Below are 24,263 nucleotides of genomic sequence, written 5' to 3' on the forward strand. Positions count from 1 at the left end.
TCACCGCGGCATCATGAATTCGACGTTGACGTCCTTCCCGAGATAATTCACTTCGAACCCCTGCTGATCGTAGGCCAGCCTGGCTCCCATCACATTCTCGTCGCCGGAGGTCTCTTTCCCGAGGTGGCGCCGCACGTCTTCTGAACTCTCGCTGTTCAGCACGTTGCGGAAGATGCCGCGGGTCTTGAAGGCAAACCGGTTATTGATGAACAACATGTCGACTTTGCCGTCCATCACGCGGACGCCCGCCATGGCGCCGATCGGCTTCCGCTGGTCATACAGCAGGATGAAGGTGCCTTCCTGCTCGGCCTTGACTCCCTGGATCTTTTCGTTCACCAACAGGTCCAAGGCCTTGCCTTCTGAATCTCCAAGCTTGACGCCGAAGAGAGAGACCTCCGTGCTCTTGATCTGCGCCGGGTCCATCAGATCCTGTTTGGTCAATTCATAGGGTTCGGCAAGCGCCCAGGCCGCTGCGCCGAAGAGGCCGGTGGCCACCACCGCGGAACATGTCAGAAACCGGACCCAGTCGCGCATAGCAACCTCCCTCGTCTCGAGGCTCGAACGGTCAACAGCGGATTGCCTTGTCACAGGGCCGCCTTCAAGGCCGGCACAATCGGCGCATTCTAACGGAGGGGTCCGGTCGTTGCAACACGCAGAACCCGCAGCGCCCCTCCAACTCGTTCACATCGAGGCGGAGGAGGGCTAGGACTCCTCAGAGACATGATGCAGGAGCCAGGCAAGCCGATGGAGTCGGGTGAAATAGTCGGCCGCCTCCTCCGGGATATGGGGCAGCAGCGTTTGGAGGTCGTCGAGACATTGGAAGAGGATCGCGCGACGCTGATCGTCAAGGCCGTCCGGACTCTCCAGATAACAGGTGGCGCATCCGCTGATCACGGTATCAAGCGTCATCAATTCACCCTGATCGGGGCTGGCGAACTTGGGCCACTCGCTATCCCGGTGGGCTTCCCAGAGTTTGGCCAATTCATCCATTGGGTTTGCGGTGGACTTCATTCGATTGCGGGTTACGGAGCCGGCTGCGGTCCCAATGCGCCAAGTCCGCTTCCCAGCAGCAGGGCCAGCGTACAGAGCGCCAGCCCCCAGAGCCGGTAATCCACATCCTCCCGGGAGAGGCTCCACGCGACCGCGGGCTTTCGCCAGGTCTCCGGAGCCAATCCGATAAAAACGCCCTTTACGACCATGGCGCCGCCCACGAACCACCAGAGCGGTTGGAAACGAAACGTGTCCGGGAGACCCAGCAGGGCCAACCCCATAAGACCGGTGAGTCCCCACCACCGCGCGAACCCGTCGCCTTGATCGAGGTAGTGGCGCAAGAGGCCTATCACGGGACGGGGCGTACACACAAGCGCCAGGCCGTCGATAGCCCAGATCACCGCCAGCATGGCCAGGATTCCGTGCCGCATGCGCGATCACTCGCTCGCCAGGCTCGACTGCGCCGAGCTATGGATACAGCCCGCGATGGAGATGCGCTTGCGCGACCTTCTCGATGCCGCCCATCAAGGCGGCCATTCGCATGCTGGTCCTGTGCTCCGTCGCGAAGGCCAAGGTCCTGGCGAAGGCGGCGGTAATGATGTCGTGCAATCGCTCCTGAATGTCTTTGGACTTCCAGCCGAACCGTTGCGCGTCCTGCACCCATTCAAAATACGAGACGATGACGCCGCCGGAGTTCGCCAGGATGTCGGGGATTACGAAGATGCCTTTCTCGGCCAAGATGGCATCCGCCTCCATGGTCGTCGGACCGTTGGCGCCTTCAGCGAGGATGCGGCATCGGAGTTTGTCCGCGTTCTTGCCCGTGATCTGTTCCGACAGGGCCGCCGGCACCAGGACGGTGCAGGGCAGTTGCAGCAGGTCTTCGTTGGTGATCCAATCACCGGATCGGATTTTCCCCAGGGGCGTGCCTTCCTCTCGGTAACGTTTGAGGATGTCCGGAATGTCCAAGCCCTTGGGATTATACAGGCCGCCGTTGACATCGCTGACTGCCACGACCTTCAAGCCGGCTTCTTGCATGATGCGGGCTGTGTGCGATCCGACGTTGCCGAATCCCTGGATCGCGACCGTGGCCTGGGACGGGTCCAATTCCAGGTGTTTCATGGCGGCGAGCGTCACGTCCACGACGCCGCGTCCGGTCGCATCTTCTCGTCCGAGGCTTCCGCCGATCGAAAGGGGTTTTCCGGTCACCACGCCGGGGGAGGCATAGCCGACCTGCTGGCTGTAGGTGTCCATGATCCAGGCCATCACCTGGGAATCCGTGCCGACATCCGGAGCCGGCACGTCGCGATCCGGCCCGATGAGCGGAAAAATCTCCGCCGTATAGCGGCGGGTCATGCGCTGCAGCTCGTCGCGGGACAGCGATTTGGGATTGACCTTCACGCCGCCCTTGGCGCCTCCGTACGGCAAGCCGGCCAGCGCGCATTTCCAGGTCATCCACATGGCCAGGGCCGCGACCTCCCCAAGCGTGACACCCAAGTGGTAGCGGATGCCGCCCTTGCAGGGGCCCCGAGACATGTCATGGTGGACGCGATAGCCCGTGAACACCTCCACGCGGCCGTCGTCCATGCGGACCGGAATGCTGACCATCAGCGAGCGTTGAGGCAGTTTCAGCCGTTGGTGCAGATTGCGATCCAGGTTCATGCGCTTCGCCGCCTCGTCGAATTGCGCGACGGCCAGCCGAAAGGCGGGCGTATCGAGTTCATTCTGCATGACAGAACCTCTCCGGGGATGAATGCAAAGTCTGCCGATGTTCCGTCCAGGTCCACTGAAACAGGACGGCAAACCAATGGACCAGCCGGGAAAGCACGTGGTCGATCGCCACGGCGCGTCCCAACAGGTCCGTCATAGACGTCACCTCGCAGCCGTCGATCCCGCAAGGGGTGATCCAGCGGAAGGGTGTGAGATCCATCGAGACATTGAGCGCGAGGCCGTGCATGGTCACGCCCTTGACGATGCGGACGCCGACGGAGGCGATCTTGCGTGGGTGGGAAAGATCGACCCAGACCCCGTGCAGGCCGGGGCGCAGAAACCCCTCGATGCCCCATTCGGCGAGCGTCCTGATTATGATCGTTTCCAGCCGCGCGACGTAGGCCTTTGGACCATGGCAGGGGGGCATGAGACGGACGATCGGGTAGGCGACGAGTTGTCCCGGCCCATGATAGGTGATGGACCCGCCGCGATCGACTTCCAGGAGCGGAACGCCGTGGGCGGCGGTCACCTGTGCGGCCTGTTCCCGATGTGGTTGGGCAGTGCGGCGCCCCATCGTAAAGACGGGGTCATGCTCCAGCAGCAACAACGTATCGGGAAGACGATCGACCTGGCGCTGCTCCACCCATGCCTGTTGGGTCTCCCAGACCAGTTCATAGGGCAGCCGCCCCGGAGTGACCAACAGCGCCGTGCCCTGGTCGGTGGTTTCCCGGGAAGCAGGGCGGGCACTCACGGGATTGGCCATGGTCGGTTCAGGTCGCATCGCTCGCGGCATGGCTCAGGGCATCACGGACTGGGACGAGCGCCGCCGTTCATGCGCGGCAAGGGGACCGTATCCTGTCCCGTCCTGCCTTGAAGGGTGAGTTGGGCGGGGTTGTGGTCGCGCGGCGACAGATAGGCGTGCCAGAAATCACCCATATTATAGATCGCATGGTTATCGACACCGGTGATCACATCCCCCATCTTGAGCCCCGCCAGGGCCGCGGCCTTGTCCGGGTCCACGTGCGCAACGAGAATGCCGCGATCGGCTTCGAGGCCGAAGCTGGCGGCGATGCTGGGAGTCACGGTCACCGGAATGAAGCCGAGGTCCGGTCTCATGATCGAACCGCGCACCAACATGGATTGGAGATGGGGATACACGGCGCCCATCGAAATCGCGTAACTGATGGCCTGGGCGGAAGGGGCCACCGCCACGCTGATGCCGACCACCTGTCCGGACAGGTCCACCAAGGGACCTCCGCTGCTTCCGGGATTGATGGCGGCGTCGGTCTGGATCAAGTCGTACAGGGTTTCGCCGTTTGGAGCCAGGACGGCGCGATCCAGCGCGCTGACTACTCCGACGGTGACGCTCGATCCCCCCTTGAGCGCCAGCGGATTGCCGATCGCGACCACGGTTTCACCGATCTCCAGCGCCGGGCTTTCGCTCAACCGGGCTGGGACCAGATCGGTGGCGTTGATCCGGATCAGGGCGAGATCCAGCAGGAAGTCGCGGGCGACGACGCGCCCCGGCGTGAGCCGTCCCGTGGAGAGACCGACCACCACGCTCTTGACCCCTTCAACCAGGTGATTGTTTGTGAGGATATAGCCGGCCGCATCGATGATGATGCCGGAGCCGGACCCGGCAGAGGCCGTATGAGGGGCCGGGCTCGGCGCGACCCCGCGCGACATGATGGTCACCACGGAGGGCCGGACGCTGGACACCACGGCGGGGACCGACAGGGTTTTCTCAGGAACGGGGGTCGGCGGAGAGGCCCAGGCACTGAGGTTCAGGCACAGGGGGCTCTGGAGGATCATACCGATCAGGACACAGCACCGGGCCAGGCGAAGGAACATACGGCAGCCTCTCGTATGGATGCCGATATTCTCTCATATTTTTGGGAAATGACCCAAGTGGAGGCCCAAAAAAGACGGGCGGGTGAAGCGTCTGCCTCACCCGCCCGCCTGATCGTATCCTTACCGTTCTCTTTCGTATCCGCGATAGCTCCCCTTGGCGCATCTTTTCTTCGTGCCCCGCGAGGGATACTGCGCCGTGATCAACGAATCGCCGTCAGCATCTCGCGGACTTCCGGGCTCTTGAGTTTCTTGAGCGCCTTCGCCTCGATCTGCCGGATCCGTTCGCGCGTCACCGAGAGCTGATGCCCGACCTGTTCCAGCGTTCGAGGCTGGTCCTGGCCGATGCCGAACCGCATCCGTATCACGAGTTGCTCGCGCGGCGTGAGTGTGCCGAGGATGCGGTCCAACTCGCGGGTGCGTTCAGCTCGGTTGACGTGCGAGTCCGGCGGGACGATGTTCGGGTCCGCCAGCAATTCGCCGAACTGCGTTTCTCCATCGCCCACCGGGTGCTCCAGCGCGATCGGTTCCTGGAACACGAGCATCGTTTCCTGCAGCTTGTCGGTCCGCATCCGCAGGCTATGGGCGACCTCGTCCAATCGGGCCGGACGTCCGAGTTGTTGGCCCAAGCGGCGCGAGGTGCGGAGGATACGGTTGGACGCCTCCGTTTGATGGACCGGCACCCGGATCGTCCTGGATTGATCCGCCAGCGCCCGCGTGATGCCTTGCCTAATCCACCAGGTCGCATAGGTGCTGAACTTGAAACCCTTTCGGAATTCGAACCGCTCGGCCGCTTTCATCAAGCCGATATTGCCCTCCTGGACGAGGTCGAGCAGGCCGAGGCCGCGGTTGGTGTAATGTTTCGCCACGTCCACGACCAATCGCAGATTGTAACGGACCAGTTCGTCTTTCGCCTGCTCCAGGGTGATGCGGGCCCGCCGGACTTGAGCGAGGCATTCGCGAAGCTGTTTCGCCGCCGCCGCGCCAGCCTTGCCCTGCTTTTCCACCAGCTCCTGAAGAGCCTGCAAGATGCTTTCGGTTCGATCCAAAACAGGAGCCGAGAACCCGCTCAGTTTTCTGGTCTCGCCGAGGGTCGCGATGAGACGTGCCGTATCAGGAGACTTCTTGGTCCGGGACGCGGCCTGCACGGCCTCTCGGAGAGCGGATCGAATCAGGCGCGTGCCTTCGTCGGTCCGGCGCGCCAAGGCCACCTCTTCGGCTTTCGTCAAAAGCGGTCGTGCGTCGAACGAACGGAAATAGACCGATTCGAGCTCCATCGATCGATCGCCAAGCACGGACGATTTCGCGGCTGGTTTTGGTTCGACCGAAGGAGCAAGATCGGACTGTCGATTATCTTGTGCGATCGCCTCGAGCATTTCGCTCGCGGCAGGGTCGTCCTGTTCGATATCGACCAGAACGGTCGTATTGTCTTGTCGTTTGCGAAGTGCCATGGTGCCCAGTCGATCTGCAATCACTGTGCCCTCCTTTAGCAGGAGCCATTTGCTCAAGCCCGCTTCTCGAACTGCTACACTCCTGCTTTTTCTCGCATTAATGTAAGAGCCAGAAGTTCGCCAAACGATTCATCTCGACTCCTCTCGCGTCCCTTGGTCATCAGATGTCTCCGTCTTCCCTACGAACACAGGAGCTGCGCCGGATGTCCCGCCCGCTGAGATGCATAGGTGCCACAGTTGTTGTCGCAACCTTGCCACAGCACGGTAAGGCCGGGATTAGAAATTGATTAGAAAGCTCTAATGTAACGAGGCACGTACTGGTTAAGCGTTGCGATCCGGCAGGTGCTTGAGAAAAGGCGCGAGGGTATCGACGGGGATCGGAAAGATGATGGTGGAGTTCTTTTCGGTCGCGATTTCCACGAGCGTCTGGAGATACCGCAGTTGCAAGGCCGCGGTTTCCTGGCTCATGACTCTGGCCGCATCGGCCAAGCGCTGCGCCGCCTGAAATTCCCCTTCGGCGTGAATGACCTTCGCCCGCCGCTCCCGTTCGGCCTCCGCCTGGCGCGCAATCGCCCGTTGCATCTCTTGCGGAAGGTCGACGTTCTTAACCTCCACGGCGGTGACTTTGATGCCCCAGGGTTCCGTCTGTTGGTCGATGATTTGTTGCAGGCTCGCGTTGATCTCCTCGCGCTTGGACAGCAATTCGTCAAGCTGGGCCTGGCCCAACACGCTGCGCAGGGTGGTTTGAGACATCATGGACGTGGCCGTGAAGTAATCTTCCACCTGGATCACGGCGCGTTCCGGATCGACGACCCGGAAATAAATGACGGCGTTGACTTTGACCGTCACGTTGTCCTTGGTGATGACGTCTTGCGGAGGGACGTCCATGACCACGGTCCTGAGGCTGACACGCACTAGCCGGTCGATAAAGGGCAGGATCACGACCAGTCCAGGCCCGTTGGCGCCGACCAAACCCTGGGAGAGACGCCCGAGCCTGAAAATCACCGCGCGTTCGTACTCCGGCAGGACATTGAACGTCAGCTTGGCGATGAGCAGAAAGAATAGAAGGACCAGCACCAGTCCTGTAAGCCCCATCTTATGCCTCTTTTCTCCGGAGAACCGGTTTCACGTGGAGGCGCAATCCCTCCACGCGCGTCACTTCGGCGGCGTCGCCCGGTTGAAGCGGAACTTCGCTGACCGCGTCCCAGAGTTCGCCGTGAATCACGATCTGGCCGCGGGGAGCCACCGTCGTCCTGGCCTCGCCCACCAGGCCGATCATTTCTTCCAGACCGGTCATGGGCTTGCGCCGCAGGGCGCGCAGGCCGACCCCGACGATCAACAGCGAGAGGCCCGCGGCGGCCGCCACGACCGGAATGATGACCGACCAGGAGATTTGAAGAAACTCCGCGTCGGTCTTCATGAGCATCAGCGAGCCCAGCACCATCGCGGTCACGCCCCCGATGGCCAAGATCCCGAAGCTCACGACCAACGCTTCCAGGATGAAAAACACGATCCCCAGGAGAATCAGCAGGACGCCGGCATAGTTCACCGGTAGGGACTGAAAGGAATAAAAGGCCAGAATCAAGCTGATCGCCCCCACGACACCGGGCAGAATGGCGCCGGGGTTGTAGAGTTCCGCGAGGAGTCCGACCGTCCCCAAGGTCATCAGGATATAGGCGATGTTCGGATCGCTGAGTGTCTTGAGAATGTGCAGTCGCAGGCTCATGGAGAAGGGCTCCATGGACGACTGCGCCGTGTGGAGCGTGACCTTTCGGTTGCCCACCATCACCGCCCGTCCGTCGATCGCCTTGAGCAGGGCAGGAAGGTCCTCGGCCACCAGATCGATGATCTTCAGGGAAAGCGCTTCCTTTTCAGTCGCGGAGACGCTCTTTCGCACTGCGTCCTCGGCCCATTTCACGTTGCGGCCATGCTGCTCGGCCAAGGATTTGATGTAGGCGGCCGAATCGTTCTCCACCTTTTCCTTCATCGTCTTGTCCATTTCACCGCCCCCCATCGCGACCGGATGGGCGGCGCCGATATTCGTGCCGGGTGCCATGGCGGCGAGATGGGCGGCAAGCGTGAGAAACACGCCGGCCGACGCGGCCCGGCCTCCGGACGGAGCGACATACAGGATGACCGGAATCGGCGAAGCCGTGAAGTCCTTGATGATGGAGCGCATGGAGGTGTCGAGGCCCCCCGGGGTATCGAGCTGGAGAATCAGCGCCTGCGCCTGGACGGCCGACGCATAGTCGAGCGCATCGCGCACATATTCCGCCGCCACCGGGTTGATCACTCCTTCATACGAGGCCACCACTACCTGCGAGCCGGCGATGGCCGAGCCCGGGGTGAGCAGCCAGAACCAGAGCACCCAGGTCAAAAGCAGCAAACACAGGCCCGCTCCTGGCACGAGGCCGGCTGGTGTCTGGGGACGACATGGAGGCCGTCGGTACGGCATGCTCGGACCATCCTCCGTGGGAGCGCCGGTTCGCGGAACGACACGCTCGGCTGAACTCGGGAGAAAATCTTACGAGCCCATCGCAGGCCTGTCAAGGAAGCGGCCCACGGGGTCCCGCCGGTTGCAATGGCGAAGAGCCGTCTCCTAGAATGCCGCACAAGAGTATTCATGGTGATCGTGATCATCTCGGAGACGACATGCTGACCTTACAGAGCGGCGACCGGATCCATCTGGTGGACCGGAAAGCCCGCCACTACGCCTTGACCCTCAAGGCAGGCGAGACCTTTCAATTGAGCGGCGAAACCATAACGCACGACGCGATCATCGGCCGGCCGGACGGGAGCCTCGTGACTCTCGCGCGAGGCCGCCGCATGCTGGCCGTGCGTCCGACCCTCGGGGAATATGTGTTGAAAATGCCCCGGGGTGCCCAGGTGATCTACCCCAAAGACCTGGCCATGATTACGATCTGGGCCGACATTTACCCCGGCGCCAAGGTCTTGGAAGCCGGCACCGGATCGGGCGCCCTGACGATGGCCCTCCTGCGCGCGGTCGGGCACCGAGGCAGCGTGGTGACCTATGAAGCCCGCGAGGACTTCGCGCGAACCGCGGCCGCCAACATCCAGCGGTACATGGGGGAGGTTCCCAACCTGCGTCAGGAGCGGCGCGATGTCTATGAAGGTATCGTGCTTCATCCCGAAGAGGACCAATTCGACCGGCTGGTATTGGACCTGCCGGAGCCCTGGAGGGTCGTGCCCCATGCCGTATCGGCGCTGCGATCGGGCGGCGTGTATTTGAGTTATGTGCCGACAGTGCCCCAGGTCATGCAGACGGTCGAGGCACTGGAACGGGCCGCCGTGTTCGGCATGATTCAAACCTTCGAGACCCTGTTGCGCACCTGGAACATTCAGGGCCGGAGCGTCCGGCCCGATCATCGTATGGTGGCGCATTCCGGCTTTATCACGGTGGCGCGCAAGGTCGAAGCCCTGTTAGAAGCTCGAACCGGAGCGGCAGGGTCGTCCGATCCGGATCAACTCGAGGCCGACGAGGCGGCGACGATGAACCAGGATGACGAGGGCGACCAAGAGGGGGAGGATGAGCCGTGAAGCGGCTTGACGGCAAGGTCGCGATCATCACCGGCGGCAACGCAGGCATCGGCGAAGCCGTCGCCAGAGCCTTCGTTCGGGAAGGGGCGGCGGTGACGCTTACCGGACGGCGCAAGGAGGAATTGGACCGAGTGGCGCGCGACTTGGAACAGGCGGGCGGGCGCGTATTGGCGGTGGCCGGCTCCGTGACCGACGAGACCCATGCCCGCGAAACGGTCAGCCATACCCTGCGGCGATTCGGACGGCTTGATTGTCTGGTGAACAATGCGGGAATCGGCGCCTTCGGCAAGAAGCTGCATGAAACCGACGACGCCACCTGGGATCAGTTGATCGACGTCAATCTCACCGGAGTGTTTCGTTTCACGAGGGCGGCGATTTCCGACATGATCGCCGGCGGCGGCGGAAGCATCATCAATGTGTCGTCCATTGCAAGCCTGGTCGGCATCCCCTATGGAGCGGCCTACGCGGCCACGAAGGGAGCGCTCGATGCGCTCACGCGGGCACTCGCCGCGGAATATGCGGAGCAGAATATCCGGTGCAATGTGGTGAACCCGGGGCTGGTCGATACACCGATGGCCACGAGTCTCCTTCAGGACAGGGAGCGGGCGGCGCAGGTCCTGGGCGAATACCTGCTGCGGCGGCCAGGCCGGCCGGAAGAGATTGCACATATGTTGGTCTATTTGGCTTCCGACGAAGCCACCTGGGTGACCGGAGCCACCTTCGCGATCGACGGGGGGCGGACGATCAGATGAGAGTGCCGATTACATCACAGGCGAGGTGTCTTATGGAGCCGCGCGCCAAACACTCCAATCAACGATCCGATCAATTGGCTATGTGGCCGACCGGGCGGCTGCTGATCGGTATCGTCCTGACCGTGACCCTCTGGCTTGGGATGCCGATCCAAGCCATGGCCCAACAGGTTGTCGAGTTTGCCGGCACGGTCCTCTCCGTCGATGTGGGGGCAAAGAAATTTGCCGTCCTGAAAGAAGGAGGCGGCACCCGCTTCACCTTCGTCGCCAACGACCAAACCCAGTTCAAAGGGGAAGCGCTGAAGAGCGTGGGCGATCTCAAGAAGGGCGATGCGGTGACCGTGACCTATAAGGTGGTCGGAAGCCAGTACCAAGCCCAAGTGGTGGCGAAGAAGGCCAAATGACTGAAATGAGAGCAGGCTGTCGCGTCAGGCGCGGAGAGACGACGGAGGCTAATGAGTGATGGAGATCAACGCTCACACGAAGTGGTGCGGCGTCATCGGCAACCCCGTCGAACATTCGCTCTCGCCCAGCATCCACAACGCCGCGTTTCAAGCCTGCGGCTTGAATTACGTCTACCTGGCCTTTAGGGTTGAACGGATCGACGACGCGATCCGCGGCATCAGATCGCTTGGCAACGCGGGCGGCTTCAGCGTCACCATTCCCCACAAGGTCTCCGTGATGGCGCACCTGGACGAGATAGACGAGACGGCGCGCCGGATTGGGGCCGTGAACACGATCGTTCTGCGCGACGGCAAGCTCGGCGGCTACAATACCGACGCCGGTGGGGCGCTGCGAGCGCTGCGTGAAGCGGATGTTGCGCTTAAAGGCCGGCATGTGCTCCTGCTCGGCTCCGGGGGGGCGGCCCGCGCGATTGCCTTCGGGTTGGCGGCCCGCGCCGAATTGCAACGGCTCACCGTTTTGGGTATTGATGAGGAAGAGAGGAGGAAATTGGTTCGGGACCTGGCGGCGGCCACCGATGTGAAGCTCGAAGATGGGTACCTGGATGAACGGCATCTACGCGGGGCCTTGCCCGACACGCAGATCCTGATCCAGTGCACGCCCGTCGGGATGTCGCCGAAGGTGGAGGCCACCTGTGTGCCGGCGGCCCTGTTGCATCCGGCGCTGGCCGTGATGGACATCGTGTACAATCCGCGCGAGACCAGACTGTTGCGCGAAGCCAAGGCAGCGGGTTGCCGGGTGATTCCAGGGCTGGAGATGTTTCTCAATCAAGCGGTCGAGCAATTCGAGCTCTGGACGGGGCAGAAGGCGCCCGCGACGGTCATGCGGCAAGTGCTCGAATCGAAGTTCGCGTGAGAAAATCCCGACATGACTGCGGCGCCCTTTCACTCCTTACTCCTCATTCTTCACAATTGACGATGAACATCGTCCTGATCGGCTATCGAGGAACGGGCAAAAGCACCGTCGCCAAACTGCTGGCGCAGCGATTGGGCTATGAGGCGGTCTCGACCGACGCGGAGATCGTCAGGCGAGAAGGCGCCACGATACCCGAGATCGTCCAACGGTATGGGTGGGAACCCTTTCGCGATCGGGAATCTGAAGTCTGCCGCGATTTGGGAGCCAGGGACCGGCTCGTGATCGACACGGGCGGCGGGGCCATTCTACGCGAAGAGAATGTGCGGGCCTTGAAAGCGAGCGGGGTACTCGTGTGGCTCACGGCGGAGGTCAAGACCATCGCGCGGCGCATCGGGGGCGATGATCAACGGCCTTCGCTGACCGGCACCAAATCGTTCGTGGATGAAATCGAGGAGGTCTTGCAGCAACGCCTTCCCAAGTATCAGGCGGCGGCCGATCAGGTGATCCGCACGGATGAGTTGACGCCGGACGAGATCGCCGATCGCGTGATCGCGGCCGTGCAAAGCGCAGCGGACAGGGCACCGGTTCAGTGAGCCGCTTCAATCGGCAGGCGCTTCTTGACAGCGTGCTCACCCAGTGGTTCAAATAGCGGCCAGTGCGCCCGTAGCTCAGTTGGATAGAGCGTCGGGCTTCGAACCCGCAGGTCGCAGGTTCAATTCCTGCCGGGCGCACCAAATAAATCAGAAGGTTGCAGAACCTTCGACCCCTGGTGATCCCGCAGTTTGTGCTAATTTTGTGCTAGGCCCCATCCGGTCCTGATCTAGCACTTCGATTCCAGCCCGCAAACTCTCCGGATGGTGATGGGCGTACCGCATCACCATCGAGATGGTCTTCCACCGTCCGAGTTTCTGAACGGTGTACAGATCGACCCCGGCTTGCACCAGCCGAGTGGCGAAGGTGTGCCGCAAGTCGTGGAATCGGAACCGCTCGATCTTGGCTTTCTTCATGGCCGGATAAAACGCTCGAAGCAGGTCTCGTGCATCTCGCCGGTGATGCGCCTCGTTATGAAAAACATACTCCGTTGAGGCCGATCGCACCCGTGCTCGCGCTTTGAGGATCTCCAACGCGGTCGCATTCACCGGCAGGGTATCCTTGCAGCGATTTTTTTGTTCGAGCAGGGTGATCGTTCTCCGAAAGAGGTCGACTCGGTCCCATTGCAGGTTCAGAATCTCGCTCTGCCGAAGCCCGGTGTGGATCGCGAAGAGGATGATCTCTCGGAGCCAAGTCGGAGAAGCCTCCAGGAGCCGTTTCTCTTCCTCAGGCGTCAACCACCGCTCGATCAGATTATGTACTTTCTCACGAGACACCTTCTTCACTGGATTGTGGTTCGCCCATTCCCATTCTTTCATCGCGAGCTCAAACGCGTGACTCAGTAACGTGAGTTCGCTGTTGATGGTCTTGGGCGATGCCTCCTCCTTTCGTCGACGCGCCTTGTACTCGGCCAAGAATGCGGGACGAACCTGGACGAGAGTTAAATCGCCGAACGACGCGAGCAGATGGTTTGCAAGGCTCTTGTCGCGCCTGTAGGTCATGGACGCCTTGTTTCTTGCGGAATGGTCCGTCAGATACCGTTCGAGGAGTTGTTTCACGGTTTTGTCCTCTCCAACGGTCCGCTCAAACCATTTGCCTTCGGCGATTTGTCCGAGCACCTTGTCATAGATCCGCTTCGCCAGTTTCTTATCTGTCACTTCTGTAGACCGGCGGACCTGTTTGCCCTGATAACTAAAACGCATCCACCAGACCTCGCCTCGTTTATACAGAGCCATTCCTAATCTCCTTTCCATTGGCCCTGTCTTGGTCTGGTCTTCCGCGCCGGGAAGTATAGACGGCGCGTTTCGCCCTCGCAATCAGCTCATCGACCGAATCTCCTTGCTCTTGGAGCTCGAGCTGCAGGGGGAACGGTTCGCAACGAACGGCAAAGCTGGTGAGCCACTCCTGCACAGCCTTGGGATCGAATCGGAGCACCCCGTGAATCTTCAGGCAGGGAATCTTGCCGGCTGCCGCCCAGGCATAGAGCGTGGCGGGTTTGATCTGGAGCTGCCGCGAAAGGTCTCGGATGGTCAGCAGCATGGGAGTTGTGCATTGGGAACGAATCGGGGGAGTCTCGCGACACCCCCGGACCCCCAGCGGTCTGGGATCGAGGCGCCCGCGTGGCCGCCGGCGCTGGTTGAGGAGGAACCCCCAGCGGGGGCGAGTCGGCGCCACGGAGCAGGGGCCCGGCCTTCCACGTGGGTCTTCAATGAATTGTGCGCTCCAGGCCTTGCCCCTGCGAGAGCGCCGGCCCGCGTCTCCTTCGACGCCCCACCCTTGGCTTGGTGAAGGGTGGGGCTAAAACATCTTTGAAGAAGGAGGCTCACGTGGCCAGTGACAGTCCGCACAACGGTTCCCTGGTCGTTCAGCCAGTCGGTCGGAAGAAACCCTATGCCGTGCCCTTGTATCGCGTCACGCTCGTGCGTGAACGAGTCCAACGCACCGAGCCGGACCTGCCCGTGCAGACCTCCGTCGGCGCGGCGTCGTTGCTCCGGCCCTGTTTCGAGGGCCTGGACCGGGAGCAGTTTGTCGTCTGTGGCTTGGATGCCAAGCACGGGATCATCGGCGTGAATGTCGTCTCGATCGGTTCGCTCACGATGAGCCTGGTCCATCCCCGGGAGGTGTTTAAGCCGCTGATTCTGATGAACGCCTGCGCCTGTCTCTGCGCCCACAACCATCCCTCCGGCGATATCACGCCGAGCCCCGAGGATCGCGCCCTGACGAGCCGGCTGCGCAGTGCCGGGGAGTTGCTCGGGATCACGCTCCTCGACCATCTGATCCTGACCGAGGAGCGGATGTACAGCTTCGCCGATCATGAGTGGCCCTGAGCCTAGCGCAAGAGCCGCAAGATCCAAGCCGCGCCCGCGGCAATCAGCGCGATGCCGATCGCGGCCGTGCCCCAGGCGGCCAGATCCGTTGCGAGGGTGTTGCCGATACTGGTGATCTGTTGGGCGGTCATGTCATCCTCGTTCGGTCGCGGTTGAAAGACGGACAGGCTGGAGCCAGCCTGCCCGTCGTTGGATCCCTTACCCGACCAGGCCCCGCACCCGTTTGAAGGCGTAGATGGCTAGCACCACGCCGATCAACGCCGTGGCCCAGAGCAACAGGTCAGCCCGTACCGTGGCGACATCCGCCGACACCGGGAACAACTGCGCGTAGGACAGCGCCGGCACTCCCACCGCCAGACACAGCGTCGCCAACACCGAAAAGAGCCCCGTCATCCACCGCATACCGCACCTCCTTGGTGAGCAGACTTGGATGGCCACGCCCATCCTGCGCCGCCGGGTGCGCCTCCGGCGGAAGGCGCCTCAGTGCCCCTGAGGCTGGATCAGTTTCGTGATCAGGCCCACGGCAAAGCCGCCGAGCCAGAAGATCGCCGTGTAATAGGCCAGCGTTTCAATCGCGGCTTCGTCCATAGACGATCCCCTCCCCGATCACTCGCGTGAACCCCTTCTCGTGGACTTCCTGGACCGTGAGCCCGTACCGCCCCGCGATCTCGGTTGCGGTCAGCAGCTCGCCGGACTCCAGGAGATAGCGCCAGACCTCCTCATCGGTCTGCGGGTCGGTCATGCCGCCCCCGCCGATGATGCGAATCGTGAGACCGGCGCCGGTGCCTGCCGGGGCAAGCGGTGCTGATCCAAACGAAGCGGCCCCCGGCCCCGAAGCCGACGTCATCACGCCCGCATGCGGCGCACCAGCCGTACCGGCCTTCACGACGCCCGATTCCAGCGACGTCCAGGGCCGCCAGAGCAGGAGCGACAGCGCGAAAAGACCCGCCACGATCCCCACGACCACGCGAGCCGATTTCAGGACACTGTGCCGGCGTGGTTCCTCGTGAATGGCCGCGTTCGCGTAGCTGGAGTAGTAGGCATAGACTGCCGGCGAATAGGTGCCCACGAAGGCGCGGATCAGTTCCGTGTCTTCGGGATTCCCCCGGACCTTGCCCTGATACTTTTTATTGAGCCCGACGAAACTCAGTTTGCGAAACCGGATGGTCGCCTCAATCAGGCGCGTCACGCCTTGGGACATCTGCCGGTAGTCCTGACACATGAGCAGAATGTCCACGCCGTAATGGCGATGGGTTTCGAGCCAGCGGAGCAGACCCGCCTCGACCTTCTGCATGGACCGGAAGACCGTTTGGGCTTCGTCGATGATGACGGCCGAGCCGGGTTCAATCTGGGGGAACGAGGAGAGGACCTCGGTGGAGTCCTTCCAGACCGTGATCTGTTGTTGAAGATGGGCGAGATCGATGCCGGTAAACAGCGCCAGCCGGTCCAAATAGATCCCGTCCACGTAGATGTAGAGCCGTCGGCCTTGCCGGACCCAGGGGAGGAACTTTTCGGCAATCCCATGGTAGGACTTGCCCGAGCCGGGCACCCCTTCGTAGAGTTCGATCATCGTTGACTCCGCAACCGGACCCAGATCGACCAGGCGAGCACGGCCGTCCACCAATAGGCCCACAACATGACCATCGTCTTCATGATCCCCACCGCACGAACGGAATGGATTGGAGAAGGAACCGGGTGCCCATGGCGCCAGCCACGATCGCGAGGGCCTGACTCATGCCGGTGGCGCCGAGCACCCAGGCGTATTCATTCGGAATGATCGGGAGGGCCAGGCTGGCACTCCCCAGGCCGGCCAGGGCGTGATCCACGACCCCGAGCAGCGAATCCCAGATCCCGAGCGCCCAGTCGGACAGCGAGAAGAAGAACTCTTGGAGCCAGCAATAGATGAGCGAGAGGATCGCAGTCATTTACCGGCCTCCCACGAAGATGATCCGGTAGGCCATGAGCGAGGCGCCGGCGATGACCAGGGTCCGCAGGGCCGTGAAGAACCAGGCCCAGTGATTGAAGTCCACCGCCTGGCTCCCGAAGAAGGAAGATGGGAGATTGATCACCGGAAGGGTCGAGGGCCAGGTCAGCGTCTTGAGGAGATTCACCGCAGCCAAGAGGCCGCTGCTGTTCCAGATCGCCTGATGTTCCACCAGCACGGTCCCAAAGGTCCGGCTGTCATGGGCTCCGCCGAGACAGGAGACGGTCGTCTCGGTGTCTTCCTGTGTCGTGGTCGAGCCGTCCGGATTTTCCGTCGTGGTGGTCGTGGTCGTCGTCTGCTGTTGGCCGGTGGTTTGCTGCTGGGTGCCGGAGGGCGGGGGGACATTGTCGGCCACGACACTGTCGCCCGCCGGGACCGGCTTCTGCTTCACCTGCGTCGGCATCTCGGTCGGCGAGACCGGCTGGGACTCCACCGTGTCAGCCGATTGCGGGGTCTGCCCGACGCCCACCCCTGTGCTATGGGATTCCACCGACTGCGGATCGGACGCCGGCAAGCTCGCGACATATTGCTGAATGCCCGCTTCGGTCGGTGTTCCGGGGTTCGCTTCGACCGTGCCGGCCTGACCGGCAAAGTGGCAGGCGTAGTAGCCGTTGCTGCCGACGCGCACGGCCCCCACCGGGGGACCTTGATAGAAGGACTGCGAGAGGTCCGGATAGGGGCCGACCATCCAATCATAGATATTGCCGTCCCCGAGACAGGGAAACACGATCGTCTGGGAGACCGTCGCCTGTTGGCTGTTGTAGGCGGGACCTGGTACGACGAAGGGACCGGTGGTCGGCAGCGTGATGGTCCAGGAGCCGGCGGGTGTGGCGGCCTGTTTGATGGTTTGGAGATCCGATGGGCTGTAGTAGATCTGGGCAATCACGAGGCCGGCGGAGACGCCTAATGCCGCCCAGCCCAGCGGGCCGGCGACCAAGCGAATCGCCGTCGAAGTGGGAGTGGCCGCGACCGCGGCCGTCGCGACCTTAGCTGCGAGGTCGCTCTTCTTGGCCGCGAGATAGGCGATCCGTTCGGCTTGGGCGACGACCCGGGCGTATTGGGTGGTTTGGAGCGCCAACGCTTCCATGGGCGCAAGACAGAAGGCCCCGAGGAGCAGCCAGATACCGGTGAGATAAGTGCCGAGCGCCAGGATCTTCATAGCCGTCCTGCCAAGAGGCCGGTGAGGAAGGCCAACAGGAGCACCATCACGACGACCACCGTGGGGTCCATTGGCCTTCCGTTCCCATCCAACCCCTTACTTCATCGCCTCCAGCGCGACGAGATCGAAGAAGATCCGGCCGGTCTGCTCGAATTTGCGGAGTTCGACGCTCGCGCGGCCCGGCTTCCCTTCCATCTGCTTACAGAGCTCGACGAGGGCGAGACTCTCTTCCGGAATGTTCAACCGGAGGGTCCCCGGGTCCTTCCCCTTCACGTAGACATCCACCGAGCGGAAGAGCTTGTTGTCCTTGCTCTTCCGTTCCACATAGGCCTGCACGCTCCCTTCGACTTTCACCATCATGTGACGACCCTCCTGGTTGAGATGGTGGATCAGAGACAGTTCTGATCCATTCGCCCCGGCCCTCTGACCGAGCTTTTGGACGAAACATGAATTCCGAATCACATTCCCGGCAGGTCAGGACGAGCGCGCCCTGCTGCCACCGACAGCAACAGCCCCGAGCGCCACAGCCGGGACACATCGCCCGGTACCGTTTAGGCGGGATGCAATACATACGGCGTTTTCTCCGGCCCTTCGTTCAACAGGGCCCAGTGCTTGGCCTTCCATTTCTGGGTCCCGATCACGATCAAGTCCTTCAAAAACTCCTCGCCCCGGCGGCGATAGGCCAGGGCCAACATGGCGCTCACGGATTGGCCGAGCCATTGGCAGACCGTTTCGATCGTCTGTTGGACCTTCTGGATCACCAATCGGCAGCGTTTGAAGCCTTCGGTGAGGACTTGCCACCAGGGCAGCAGCGGCGCCCGGTACTTCTCCCAGGGCTCGGCCTCCCGGGATGTCTCGCGGAAATCCACATAGGACCGCAGTATCCCGACCAGGAATTCCCGCCAATCCTCCGGTTGAAGATTGATCAAGGCCTTGGCGCAGGCCTGCGCCCGCTCCTGCTTGAGTTCCAATTCCCAGCGGACGCCAAATTCTTTGGCCTCCTCCCGTCCCTTTTGTTCCATTTCGAGCCGCTTGTCGTAGACCCGGAGCATCGTCTGACTCTCCCGGCTCCCGAAATAGAGCGTCTCGCCCTTGGCGGTCCCATCCCTCATGTTGGAGGCCGCCACGGTCTGAAACTTCTGTGATCGGGTCACGGCCTGTCCGGCATCAACTGCCTGTTTCACCGTGCTCACTGCGACGAGCGCCTGTCGGTCGTCGAGGGCGACATCCAAGCGCGTCACGTGCCCTCGTTGCTCGAAGATCCAGGCCAAGACTGTCCGAACCTTGGCTTCCGGCCAGGTCGAGACGATCCCGGCCGAGAGGTCCACATGCACTTCCTTGGTCTTGCGATGAGCACCCGTCCCCAGTTTCCCGACCCCCTGCCGGCCGTTCGAGGTCAGCCAGGAGATGGGATAGCCCCGGAAGCCGGTGTCGGTCTTGAACCAGTCTCCGCCGATCATGTCGGTGATCTCCTCGACGGCGGCCTCCGGGAGCGTGAAGGCCAGCCAATCGATCGTCTGCGTGAAGGGCGATGGCTCCATCGTGTGGTCGTTCATCGCATCAGCTATGAACGCCCCCGTCTTACCGATCGGGGGCTGGTGGCCGCGCGCCGCCGGCTCTCGCCGCCGGTCGCGCTGCGCGAACACCGACTGTTCGGCATCGCCTTCGCCTTCATCTCCATGGCTCGCTGAACTTTCCCCAAATCGAATCGCAACGTCCGGCAAATTTGGGCAGCGGGAATATCTCCCTTGCGATAGGCCCTATAGATAGAATCCACACTCATGCCGAGCACAGTAGCCAGTTCCTTCACGGACAAGAATGTTGGCTTCATGCGATGTCTCCTTCTCACGATGCTGATGACGGTGCTGACCTTACCGGCACGAGCGGGTAAATGGAATGAGGCAGGTTGCGGCAGTTCGAGGCAGTTTGACGCACTGACCGCATGGGCAGCGGCGGGAGAGGGTGCAAGATTGGTGCAAGGAAGCCCGTACACGGGAATCTAAGGAAGGTCTGATTAATTCAGACTTCTGAGCAGAAGCAAGCAAGATTTCCTGTGTTTGGCGTGTTGGCAGATTGAAAACGAGAATTATTCAGACCTTCCCTAACGTTGGAATGAGTCATGACACCACGTGATCCCAAGAGAATGGGGACGGATCCGCCCCCTGGGACCGTGAGCCCTTGTCTCTCCCTGCGATAGGTCACACTGGCCTGTCTCCATGGAATGGTACAAAATACCTAGCTATAGGTCCTATATGACGGTACGGTGTCACGATTCATGCGTCACACTTGCGCGTGGGAAACCCTCTGCTACAGTTGTCCTATTCCAGTCCGCTTCACCACATGATCTGAGTTCATTGAAGGACATCATGACCACACTTCAGAATGCTGTTTCGGATTCCCCGCACGTCTCGCGATGTCGGGTCTTTTTGCTGGTGGTCTCGGTGGTCCTTGCAGGGATCACCAGTCTCGTGCCCCAGACCTGGGCCGAGACGGTCGGGACCCCAGGTCGGCCGGTAAGCGGGAGGGTCTTGTCGGTCCGGGATGGCAAGCCCCTCGCGGGCGTACTCGTCACCTTGGCGGGACAGTCTGCACTGACCGATGCCGGCGGACGCTTTACCTTCGCGCAGCCGCCCAGCGGGTATCAGCTCATTCAGATCGACCATGCGTGGCTCGATGGCTTCCGACGGCCGCTCAAGGACGGCTCGCCCGGCGGCCTGATGCATGCGGATCCCGTCTTGGTGAACGTCTCCAGCGAAACGGCCATCGAGTTGTTGGATCCGATCTGGGTGGTCCAAACACTGCCGGCCGCGTACGCCATCACTCCCGGCCAGCAGACGGATGTGCGGCCCACCCATCTCCCCGGCTTCACGGTCGCCATTCCGAGCGGCACGACGATCACGGGAGCAGATGGACAACCCCACACACGCATCAGCATCACGGCCGTGCCACCGGATCGGGTCCCCCGCTTGCCCGAGTCGGCCGCGCCGCGGACGGTCTATCTCATCAGTTTTGAGAAACACGGCGGCGGCGTCTCCAACAAACCCGTGCCGATCATCATGCCGAACGACCTGAATGCCGATCCGGGCCGCCCGATTGCCTTTTGGTATTACGATAAGGTGCCGACGCCGGATCCGACCTCGCATCAATGGAAACTCGCCGGGTATGGCAAGGTGAGCCAAGATGGGCGGTCGCTCGTCCCGGATCCCAACGTCGGCATGCCGCGCTTCTGCTATGCCTATGCGACCGATGTGAATGCCACGAATACGCAGACCGGTCCGCCGGATACGGTCCGTCATGCTGGCGATCCGGTGGATGTCACGTCGGGCGTCTTCTCGATGGAAAAAACGGACCTGGTGCTCCCAGGGGTCCTGCCGGTCCACATTACGCGGACCTACCGCAGCAAGTCGGAAGGCATCGGGCCATTCGGCCAAGGCGGCAGCTTCACCTATCACCTGTCCCTGTCCGTCGTGGGCACGGCGCTGCGCCTGCAACTGGCGGATCAAAGCCGGTATTTGTTTTCCCAGGACCCCGACGGCAAGTATCGCAATACGAGCTATCCGTTCTTAAAAGGGGCCGCGATTACGCGGTTGGGGACCACGGATGAGCTGCGGTGGCGTGACGGGATGGTCTACGTCTTCAACTCCGCGGGCTGGCTCATCGAACAGCGCGATCGGTACAACAATAAGATACAAATCCTTCGCGATGGGTCCAACCTCATTACGGAAATTAAGAACCCGGCCGGCCAAGCCCTGACCTTCACCTACACCACGGTGCGGCGCGGGCATAACTATTTTCCCGTGATTGCGTCGATCACCGACCCGGTGGGTCGGACCGTGCGGTATGCCTACCACGAGTTCCACAATGGCCGCTTGGCGTCCGTGATGGACCCGGCCGGCGGGGTGACCCGCTACACCTACGGCGAGCAGGCACAGACCTATTACTGGAACGAGGGGATGCTCTCGATCACCGATGCGCGGGGGATCACCTATCTCCAGAATCAGTACGATGCCAACGGCCGCGTGGCCAAACAGATTCTGGCTGATGGCGGCACCTATAGCTTCGCCTATACCCTGGCCGGCCAGACGGTGACCCAGACCACCGTGACGGACCCGCGCGGCAACGCCACGATCTATCGGATGAACGGCTCCCAATACGTGACTGAAGTCGAGCGGCCGGGATCAAACGTGACCACCTATGAGCGGGAAACGGGGACGAACAAGCTCACCGCCGTGGTGGATCCGCTCTCCCGGCGGACCGAGTTTACGTACGACAGCATGGGGAACGTGTTGACCATTCAAGATCCCGAGAACAACACCACGACGTTCACGTATGAATCGACCTACAACCGGCTCGCGACGATCACGGATGCCCTCTCGCCGGCCAATGTGACGACGTTTAGCTATAACGATACGGCTAGGACGACCACGATCACGGATCCGGAGAACAAGCAGACGGTCATCCAATACAACACGGCCGGGCAGCCGACCAGCATCACCGATCCGCTGACGCACGTCACGAGCTTCGGCTATGACGCGGTGGGCAACCTCGCGACGACCACCGATGCGCTGGGGAATGTCACCACGCGGTACTATGACACGGTGTCGCGGCTGACCCATCTCGTCGATCCCCGCGGAGCCCTCACCCGCTTCAGCTACGATGACGTGAACCGAGTCACCGCCATTCAGGATGCCATCGGCGGCCTCACCCGCTTGACCTACGACTACAATGGCAATCTGCTCACCGTCACGGATGCCAAGAACCAGACCACGACCTATACCTATGACGAGATGGACCGGTTGAAAACCCGGACCGATGCGCTAGGGCGGACGGAAAGCTATCAGTACGATCTGAATGGGAATCTCGCGAAGTTCACAGACCGGAAGAGCCAGCAAGCGACGTTCACCTACGATGCCTTGAACCGACGCACCGGAGCAACGTACCCGGATTCCTCGGTGACGTTTGGTTATGATGCGATCGGCCGGCTGACCAGTGTGAGCGATTCGGTCGGCGGGACCATCACCTGGACCTACGATACGGTGAGCAGCGGCCATCATCCACGCGTGCAAGAGACCACCACGCCCGGCACGGTGACGGTGGAATACGACGAGATCGGGCGGCGGGTGAAGCTCAGCGCCACCGGCCAGACCGATGTGACCTACACCTATGATAAGAACTCCCGGCTCAAGACGGTGACGCAGGGCTCGCAGACGGTCACGCCTGCGTATGACGATGCGGGACGCCGAACCGGTCTGACCTATCCGAATGGGGTGGTGACCAGCTACGGGTATGACAACGCCAATCGACTGCTCAGCATTAACCACGTCAAGACACCGACGACCATCGAAGCGCTGACGTACCAGAACGATGCGGCGGGGAATCGCATCAAGCTCACGCGCGCCAACGGGGCGGCGTCCTTGATTCCGCAAGCGGTCAGCAACACCGCCTTCGACGCCGCGAACGAACAGACGCGTTTCAATAGTGCCTCGACGAACCTGGTCTACGACAACAATGGCAATCTGACCTCTTTCACCGATGCGTCCGGCACCACGACCTACACCTGGAATGCGCGGAACCATCTCACCGCGATCAGCGGCCCCGGCCTCTCGGCCAGCTTTGTGTACGACGGCCTGGGCCGGAGAACCAGCAAGACGATCAATAGTGCAACGACTGGATTCTGGTACGACGGTGCGGATGTGCTTGCGGAACTCTCCGGTAGCACACCGACGGCAACCTACATCAGAAGCTTGAGCATCGACGAGCCATTTATCCGAAAGCAATCTGGTGGCGATGAGTTCTATCAATCCGATGCGCTGGGCAGCACGTTGGCCCTCACCGATGGAACTGGGATGGCGCAGACGACATACACCTACGAGCCGTTCGGCAAGATGACGAAGACCGGCTCGTCAACAAATGTGTTTCAGTTCACTGGACGAGAGAACGACGGAATGGGGCTCTATTACTATCGAGCACGGTATTACAGTCCGCAGATGCAGCGGTTTCTTCGAGAAGATCAAGTTGGTTTGGCTGGAGGAGATCCAAATCTCTATGTGTATGGATTCAACAATCCCATGCGTTTTACGGACCCATCAGGTAATTGGTCTCCGGAGGCGCATCAATATTTTGTGCAGCAAAGGTTTGGTGGCGCAATAGATCAAGAAGTAGTTGGATGGATTATAGGAGGTAGCAATTACGTTGATTCTCTTGGATTCCAGGCTCCTCGTTTTGCTCCCATGCACGCAATGACTTCAAATGTATACCCTTCGTCATTGGAGGCCCGGAACGCCATGTGCAGGTTTATCCGGACAAACATAAGTGCATTCCGGGGCTACTTGAATGCCAATCAGCTGGCTCTCGCTTATCATCACTTGGGGCAGGCCTTGCATCCCGTTATGGACTACACTTCACCACTTCATCGTGGATTCCAACGATGGCAGATAAACCCTGCTACCATTACACAGCACTTCATAGAAGAAGGGCCTGACAAGATTACTCCGGCTTTAGAGACAGAGACACTTAGCCTCATGAATGCATTGTTAAGCGGTGATTACTCGGTCTTAGGATGCAAATGTGCGAATTAGAACG

25 protein-coding genes, 1 tRNA gene and 1 pseudogene are annotated in these 24,263 nt (G+C 61.4%); 8 read left to right on the forward strand and 19 right to left on the reverse strand.

The window, feature by feature from the left end:
- The 9 genes and pseudogenes from QWI75_RS03105 to QWI75_RS03145 form a co-directional block, all read right to left on the reverse strand.
- Positions 1-534: a hypothetical protein gene (locus tag QWI75_RS03105; RefSeq protein WP_289267224.1), complete on the reverse strand. Its 534-nt coding sequence runs from the start codon at positions 532-534 to the stop codon at positions 1-3.
- A 168-nt stretch (positions 535-702) separates the two neighbouring features.
- Positions 703-1,011 (reverse strand): hypothetical protein, encoded by a 309-nt coding sequence (locus QWI75_RS03110; RefSeq protein ID WP_289267225.1) that lies wholly within the window; start codon positions 1,009-1,011, stop codon positions 703-705.
- An 11-nt stretch (positions 1,012-1,022) separates the two neighbouring features.
- Positions 1,023-1,421, reverse strand: a complete 399-nt coding sequence (locus QWI75_RS03115) for a hypothetical protein (RefSeq protein WP_289267226.1) — start codon at positions 1,419-1,421, stop codon at positions 1,023-1,025.
- Between the two features lie 37 nt (positions 1,422-1,458).
- Positions 1,459-2,718, reverse strand: a complete 1,260-nt coding sequence (locus QWI75_RS03120) for a Glu/Leu/Phe/Val family dehydrogenase (RefSeq protein ID WP_289267227.1) — start codon at positions 2,716-2,718, stop codon at positions 1,459-1,461.
- Entirely contained in the window at positions 2,708-3,478 is a 771-nt protein-coding gene (gene lipB, locus QWI75_RS03125) for a lipoyl(octanoyl) transferase LipB (RefSeq protein WP_289267228.1), read from the reverse strand. The genes QWI75_RS03120 and lipB overlap by 11 nt, the downstream gene beginning before the upstream one ends.
- A 23-nt stretch (positions 3,479-3,501) precedes the next feature.
- Positions 3,502-4,548 (reverse strand): S1C family serine protease, encoded by a 1,047-nt coding sequence (locus tag QWI75_RS03130; RefSeq protein WP_289267229.1) that lies wholly within the window; start codon positions 4,546-4,548, stop codon positions 3,502-3,504.
- Between the two features lie 200 nt (positions 4,549-4,748).
- A pseudogene (locus tag QWI75_RS22630) lies at positions 4,749-5,459 on the reverse strand (sigma-70 family RNA polymerase sigma factor); the annotation flags it as partial.
- Positions 5,460-6,317: 858 nt separating this feature from the next.
- Positions 6,318-7,091 carry a slipin family protein gene (locus QWI75_RS03140; RefSeq protein WP_289267231.1) on the reverse strand — a complete coding sequence of 258 codons (774 nt, stop codon included), beginning with the start codon at positions 7,089-7,091 and terminating at the stop codon, positions 6,318-6,320.
- A 1-nt stretch (position 7,092) separates the two neighbouring features.
- A complete protein-coding gene (locus tag QWI75_RS03145) occupies positions 7,093-8,451 on the reverse strand; it encodes an NfeD family protein (RefSeq protein WP_289267232.1) in 1,359 nt (452 codons plus the stop codon).
- A 197-nt stretch (positions 8,452-8,648) separates the two neighbouring features.
- On the opposite strand from QWI75_RS03145, the gene QWI75_RS03150 reads away from it, so the two are divergent.
- The 6 genes from QWI75_RS03150 to QWI75_RS03175 all read left to right on the forward strand — a co-directional run bounded on the left by QWI75_RS03150 (position 8,649) and on the right by QWI75_RS03175 (position 12,354).
- On the forward strand, positions 8,649-9,554 hold the full coding sequence (locus QWI75_RS03150; RefSeq protein WP_289267233.1) for a tRNA (adenine-N1)-methyltransferase: 906 nt from the start codon (positions 8,649-8,651) through the stop codon (positions 9,552-9,554).
- Positions 9,551-10,306: an SDR family NAD(P)-dependent oxidoreductase gene (locus tag QWI75_RS03155; RefSeq protein ID WP_289267234.1), complete on the forward strand. Its 756-nt coding sequence runs from the start codon at positions 9,551-9,553 to the stop codon at positions 10,304-10,306. The genes QWI75_RS03150 and QWI75_RS03155 overlap by 4 nt, the downstream gene beginning before the upstream one ends.
- A gap of 80 nt (positions 10,307-10,386) precedes the next feature.
- Complete coding sequence (locus QWI75_RS03160; protein WP_289267235.1) at positions 10,387-10,707, forward strand: hypothetical protein; 321 nt, start codon at positions 10,387-10,389, stop codon at positions 10,705-10,707.
- Positions 10,708-10,765: 58 nt separating this feature from the next.
- Positions 10,766-11,620, forward strand: coding sequence for a shikimate dehydrogenase (locus QWI75_RS03165; protein ID WP_289271629.1), 855 nt, complete (start codon positions 10,766-10,768; stop codon positions 11,618-11,620).
- Positions 11,621-11,682: 62 nt separating this feature from the next.
- Positions 11,683-12,213: a shikimate kinase gene (locus tag QWI75_RS03170; RefSeq protein ID WP_289267236.1), complete on the forward strand. Its 531-nt coding sequence runs from the start codon at positions 11,683-11,685 to the stop codon at positions 12,211-12,213.
- Between the two features lie 64 nt (positions 12,214-12,277).
- A tRNA-Arg gene (locus QWI75_RS03175) sits at positions 12,278-12,354 on the forward strand.
- 6 nt (positions 12,355-12,360) lie between these two features.
- Here the strand turns inward: QWI75_RS03175 and QWI75_RS03180 are convergent.
- Entirely contained in the window at positions 12,361-13,446 is a 1,086-nt protein-coding gene (locus tag QWI75_RS03180; RefSeq protein WP_289267237.1) for a tyrosine-type recombinase/integrase, read from the reverse strand.
- Entirely contained in the window at positions 13,433-13,750 is a 318-nt protein-coding gene (locus tag QWI75_RS03185; RefSeq protein WP_289267238.1) for a helix-turn-helix domain-containing protein, read from the reverse strand. Before QWI75_RS03185 ends, QWI75_RS03180 begins: the two co-directional genes overlap by 14 nt.
- Before the next feature lie 287 nt (positions 13,751-14,037).
- Here QWI75_RS03185 and QWI75_RS03190 point away from each other — a divergent pair, with 287 nt between their 5' ends.
- Positions 14,038-14,538 carry a JAB domain-containing protein gene (locus QWI75_RS03190; RefSeq protein ID WP_289267239.1) on the forward strand — a complete coding sequence of 167 codons (501 nt, stop codon included), beginning with the start codon at positions 14,038-14,040 and terminating at the stop codon, positions 14,536-14,538.
- Positions 14,539-14,540: 2 nt separating this feature from the next.
- On the opposite strand, the gene QWI75_RS03195 is transcribed toward QWI75_RS03190, so the two are convergent.
- The 8 genes from QWI75_RS03195 to QWI75_RS03230 form a co-directional block, all read right to left on the reverse strand.
- The gene (locus QWI75_RS03195) at positions 14,541-14,669 is read right to left on the reverse strand and encodes a hypothetical protein (protein WP_289267240.1); all 129 of its coding nucleotides are present in this window, start codon (positions 14,667-14,669) and stop codon (positions 14,541-14,543) included.
- A 67-nt stretch (positions 14,670-14,736) separates the two neighbouring features.
- Entirely contained in the window at positions 14,737-14,940 is a 204-nt protein-coding gene (locus QWI75_RS03200; protein WP_289267241.1) for a hypothetical protein, read from the reverse strand.
- A gap of 166 nt (positions 14,941-15,106) precedes the next feature.
- Positions 15,107-16,108, reverse strand: a complete 1,002-nt coding sequence (locus QWI75_RS03205; protein WP_289267242.1) for a zonular occludens toxin domain-containing protein — start codon at positions 16,106-16,108, stop codon at positions 15,107-15,109.
- 79 nt (positions 16,109-16,187) lie between these two features.
- Positions 16,188-16,463 carry a DUF2523 family protein gene (locus tag QWI75_RS03210; RefSeq protein ID WP_289267243.1) on the reverse strand — a complete coding sequence of 92 codons (276 nt, stop codon included), beginning with the start codon at positions 16,461-16,463 and terminating at the stop codon, positions 16,188-16,190.
- A complete protein-coding gene (locus tag QWI75_RS03215) occupies positions 16,464-17,681 on the reverse strand; it encodes a hypothetical protein (protein ID WP_289267244.1) in 1,218 nt (405 codons plus the stop codon).
- Positions 17,682-17,777: 96 nt separating this feature from the next.
- A complete protein-coding gene (locus tag QWI75_RS03220) occupies positions 17,778-18,041 on the reverse strand; it encodes a hypothetical protein (protein WP_289267245.1) in 264 nt (87 codons plus the stop codon).
- A 191-nt stretch (positions 18,042-18,232) separates the two neighbouring features.
- Entirely contained in the window at positions 18,233-19,222 is a 990-nt protein-coding gene (locus tag QWI75_RS03225; protein WP_289267246.1) for a replication initiation factor domain-containing protein, read from the reverse strand.
- Between the two features lie 23 nt (positions 19,223-19,245).
- Complete coding sequence (locus tag QWI75_RS03230) at positions 19,246-19,512, reverse strand: helix-turn-helix domain-containing protein (protein ID WP_289267247.1); 267 nt, start codon at positions 19,510-19,512, stop codon at positions 19,246-19,248.
- 535 nt (positions 19,513-20,047) lie between these two features.
- On the opposite strand from QWI75_RS03230, the gene QWI75_RS03235 reads away from it, so the two are divergent.
- Positions 20,048-24,259, forward strand: coding sequence for an RHS repeat-associated core domain-containing protein (locus QWI75_RS03235; protein ID WP_289267248.1), 4,212 nt, complete (start codon positions 20,048-20,050; stop codon positions 24,257-24,259).
- Positions 24,260-24,263: the final 4 nt, after the last annotated feature.

The sequence above is a fragment of the Nitrospira tepida genome, assembly GCF_947241125.1.
Classification (GTDB): Bacteria; Nitrospirota; Nitrospiria; order Nitrospirales; family Nitrospiraceae; genus Nitrospira_G; species Nitrospira_G tepida.

Excerpts from the sequence above, each read along its gene's own strand:
- QWI75_RS03105 (WP_289267224.1), bottom strand. The coding sequence starts at position 534 with ATGCGCGACTGGGTCCGGTTTCTGACATGTTCCGCGGTGGTGGCCACC.
- QWI75_RS03110 (WP_289267225.1), bottom strand. The coding sequence starts at position 1,011 with ATGAAGTCCACCGCAAACCCAATGGATGAATTGGCCAAACTCTGGGAA.
- QWI75_RS03115 (WP_289267226.1), bottom strand. The coding sequence starts at position 1,421 with ATGCGGCACGGAATCCTGGCCATGCTGGCGGTGATCTGGGCTATCGAC.
- QWI75_RS03120 (WP_289267227.1), bottom strand. The coding sequence starts at position 2,718 with ATGCAGAATGAACTCGATACGCCCGCCTTTCGGCTGGCCGTCGCGCAA.
- lipB (WP_289267228.1), bottom strand. The coding sequence starts at position 3,478 with ATGCGACCTGAACCGACCATGGCCAATCCCGTGAGTGCCCGCCCTGCT.
- QWI75_RS03130 (WP_289267229.1), bottom strand. The coding sequence starts at position 4,548 with ATGTTCCTTCGCCTGGCCCGGTGCTGTGTCCTGATCGGTATGATCCTC.
- QWI75_RS03140 (WP_289267231.1), bottom strand. The coding sequence starts at position 7,091 with ATGGGGCTTACAGGACTGGTGCTGGTCCTTCTATTCTTTCTGCTCATC.
- QWI75_RS03145 (WP_289267232.1), bottom strand. The coding sequence starts at position 8,451 with ATGCCGTACCGACGGCCTCCATGTCGTCCCCAGACACCAGCCGGCCTC.
- QWI75_RS03150 (WP_289267233.1), top strand. The coding sequence starts at position 8,649 with ATGCTGACCTTACAGAGCGGCGACCGGATCCATCTGGTGGACCGGAAA.
- QWI75_RS03160 (WP_289267235.1), top strand. The coding sequence starts at position 10,387 with ATGTGGCCGACCGGGCGGCTGCTGATCGGTATCGTCCTGACCGTGACC.
- QWI75_RS03165 (WP_289271629.1), top strand. The coding sequence starts at position 10,766 with ATGGAGATCAACGCTCACACGAAGTGGTGCGGCGTCATCGGCAACCCC.
- QWI75_RS03170 (WP_289267236.1), top strand. The coding sequence starts at position 11,683 with ATGAACATCGTCCTGATCGGCTATCGAGGAACGGGCAAAAGCACCGTC.
- QWI75_RS03180 (WP_289267237.1), bottom strand. The coding sequence starts at position 13,446 with ATGGCTCTGTATAAACGAGGCGAGGTCTGGTGGATGCGTTTTAGTTAT.
- QWI75_RS03185 (WP_289267238.1), bottom strand. The coding sequence starts at position 13,750 with ATGCTGCTGACCATCCGAGACCTTTCGCGGCAGCTCCAGATCAAACCC.
- QWI75_RS03195 (WP_289267240.1), bottom strand. The coding sequence starts at position 14,669 with ATGACCGCCCAACAGATCACCAGTATCGGCAACACCCTCGCAACGGAT.
- QWI75_RS03200 (WP_289267241.1), bottom strand. The coding sequence starts at position 14,940 with ATGCGGTGGATGACGGGGCTCTTTTCGGTGTTGGCGACGCTGTGTCTG.
- QWI75_RS03205 (WP_289267242.1), bottom strand. The coding sequence starts at position 16,108 with ATGATCGAACTCTACGAAGGGGTGCCCGGCTCGGGCAAGTCCTACCAT.
- QWI75_RS03210 (WP_289267243.1), bottom strand. The coding sequence starts at position 16,463 with ATGACTGCGATCCTCTCGCTCATCTATTGCTGGCTCCAAGAGTTCTTC.
- QWI75_RS03215 (WP_289267244.1), bottom strand. The coding sequence starts at position 17,681 with ATGAAGATCCTGGCGCTCGGCACTTATCTCACCGGTATCTGGCTGCTC.
- QWI75_RS03220 (WP_289267245.1), bottom strand. The coding sequence starts at position 18,041 with ATGATGGTGAAAGTCGAAGGGAGCGTGCAGGCCTATGTGGAACGGAAG.
- QWI75_RS03225 (WP_289267246.1), bottom strand. The coding sequence starts at position 19,222 with ATGGAGCCATCGCCCTTCACGCAGACGATCGATTGGCTGGCCTTCACG.
- QWI75_RS03230 (WP_289267247.1), bottom strand. The coding sequence starts at position 19,512 with ATGAAGCCAACATTCTTGTCCGTGAAGGAACTGGCTACTGTGCTCGGC.
- QWI75_RS03235 (WP_289267248.1), top strand. The coding sequence starts at position 20,048 with ATGACCACACTTCAGAATGCTGTTTCGGATTCCCCGCACGTCTCGCGA.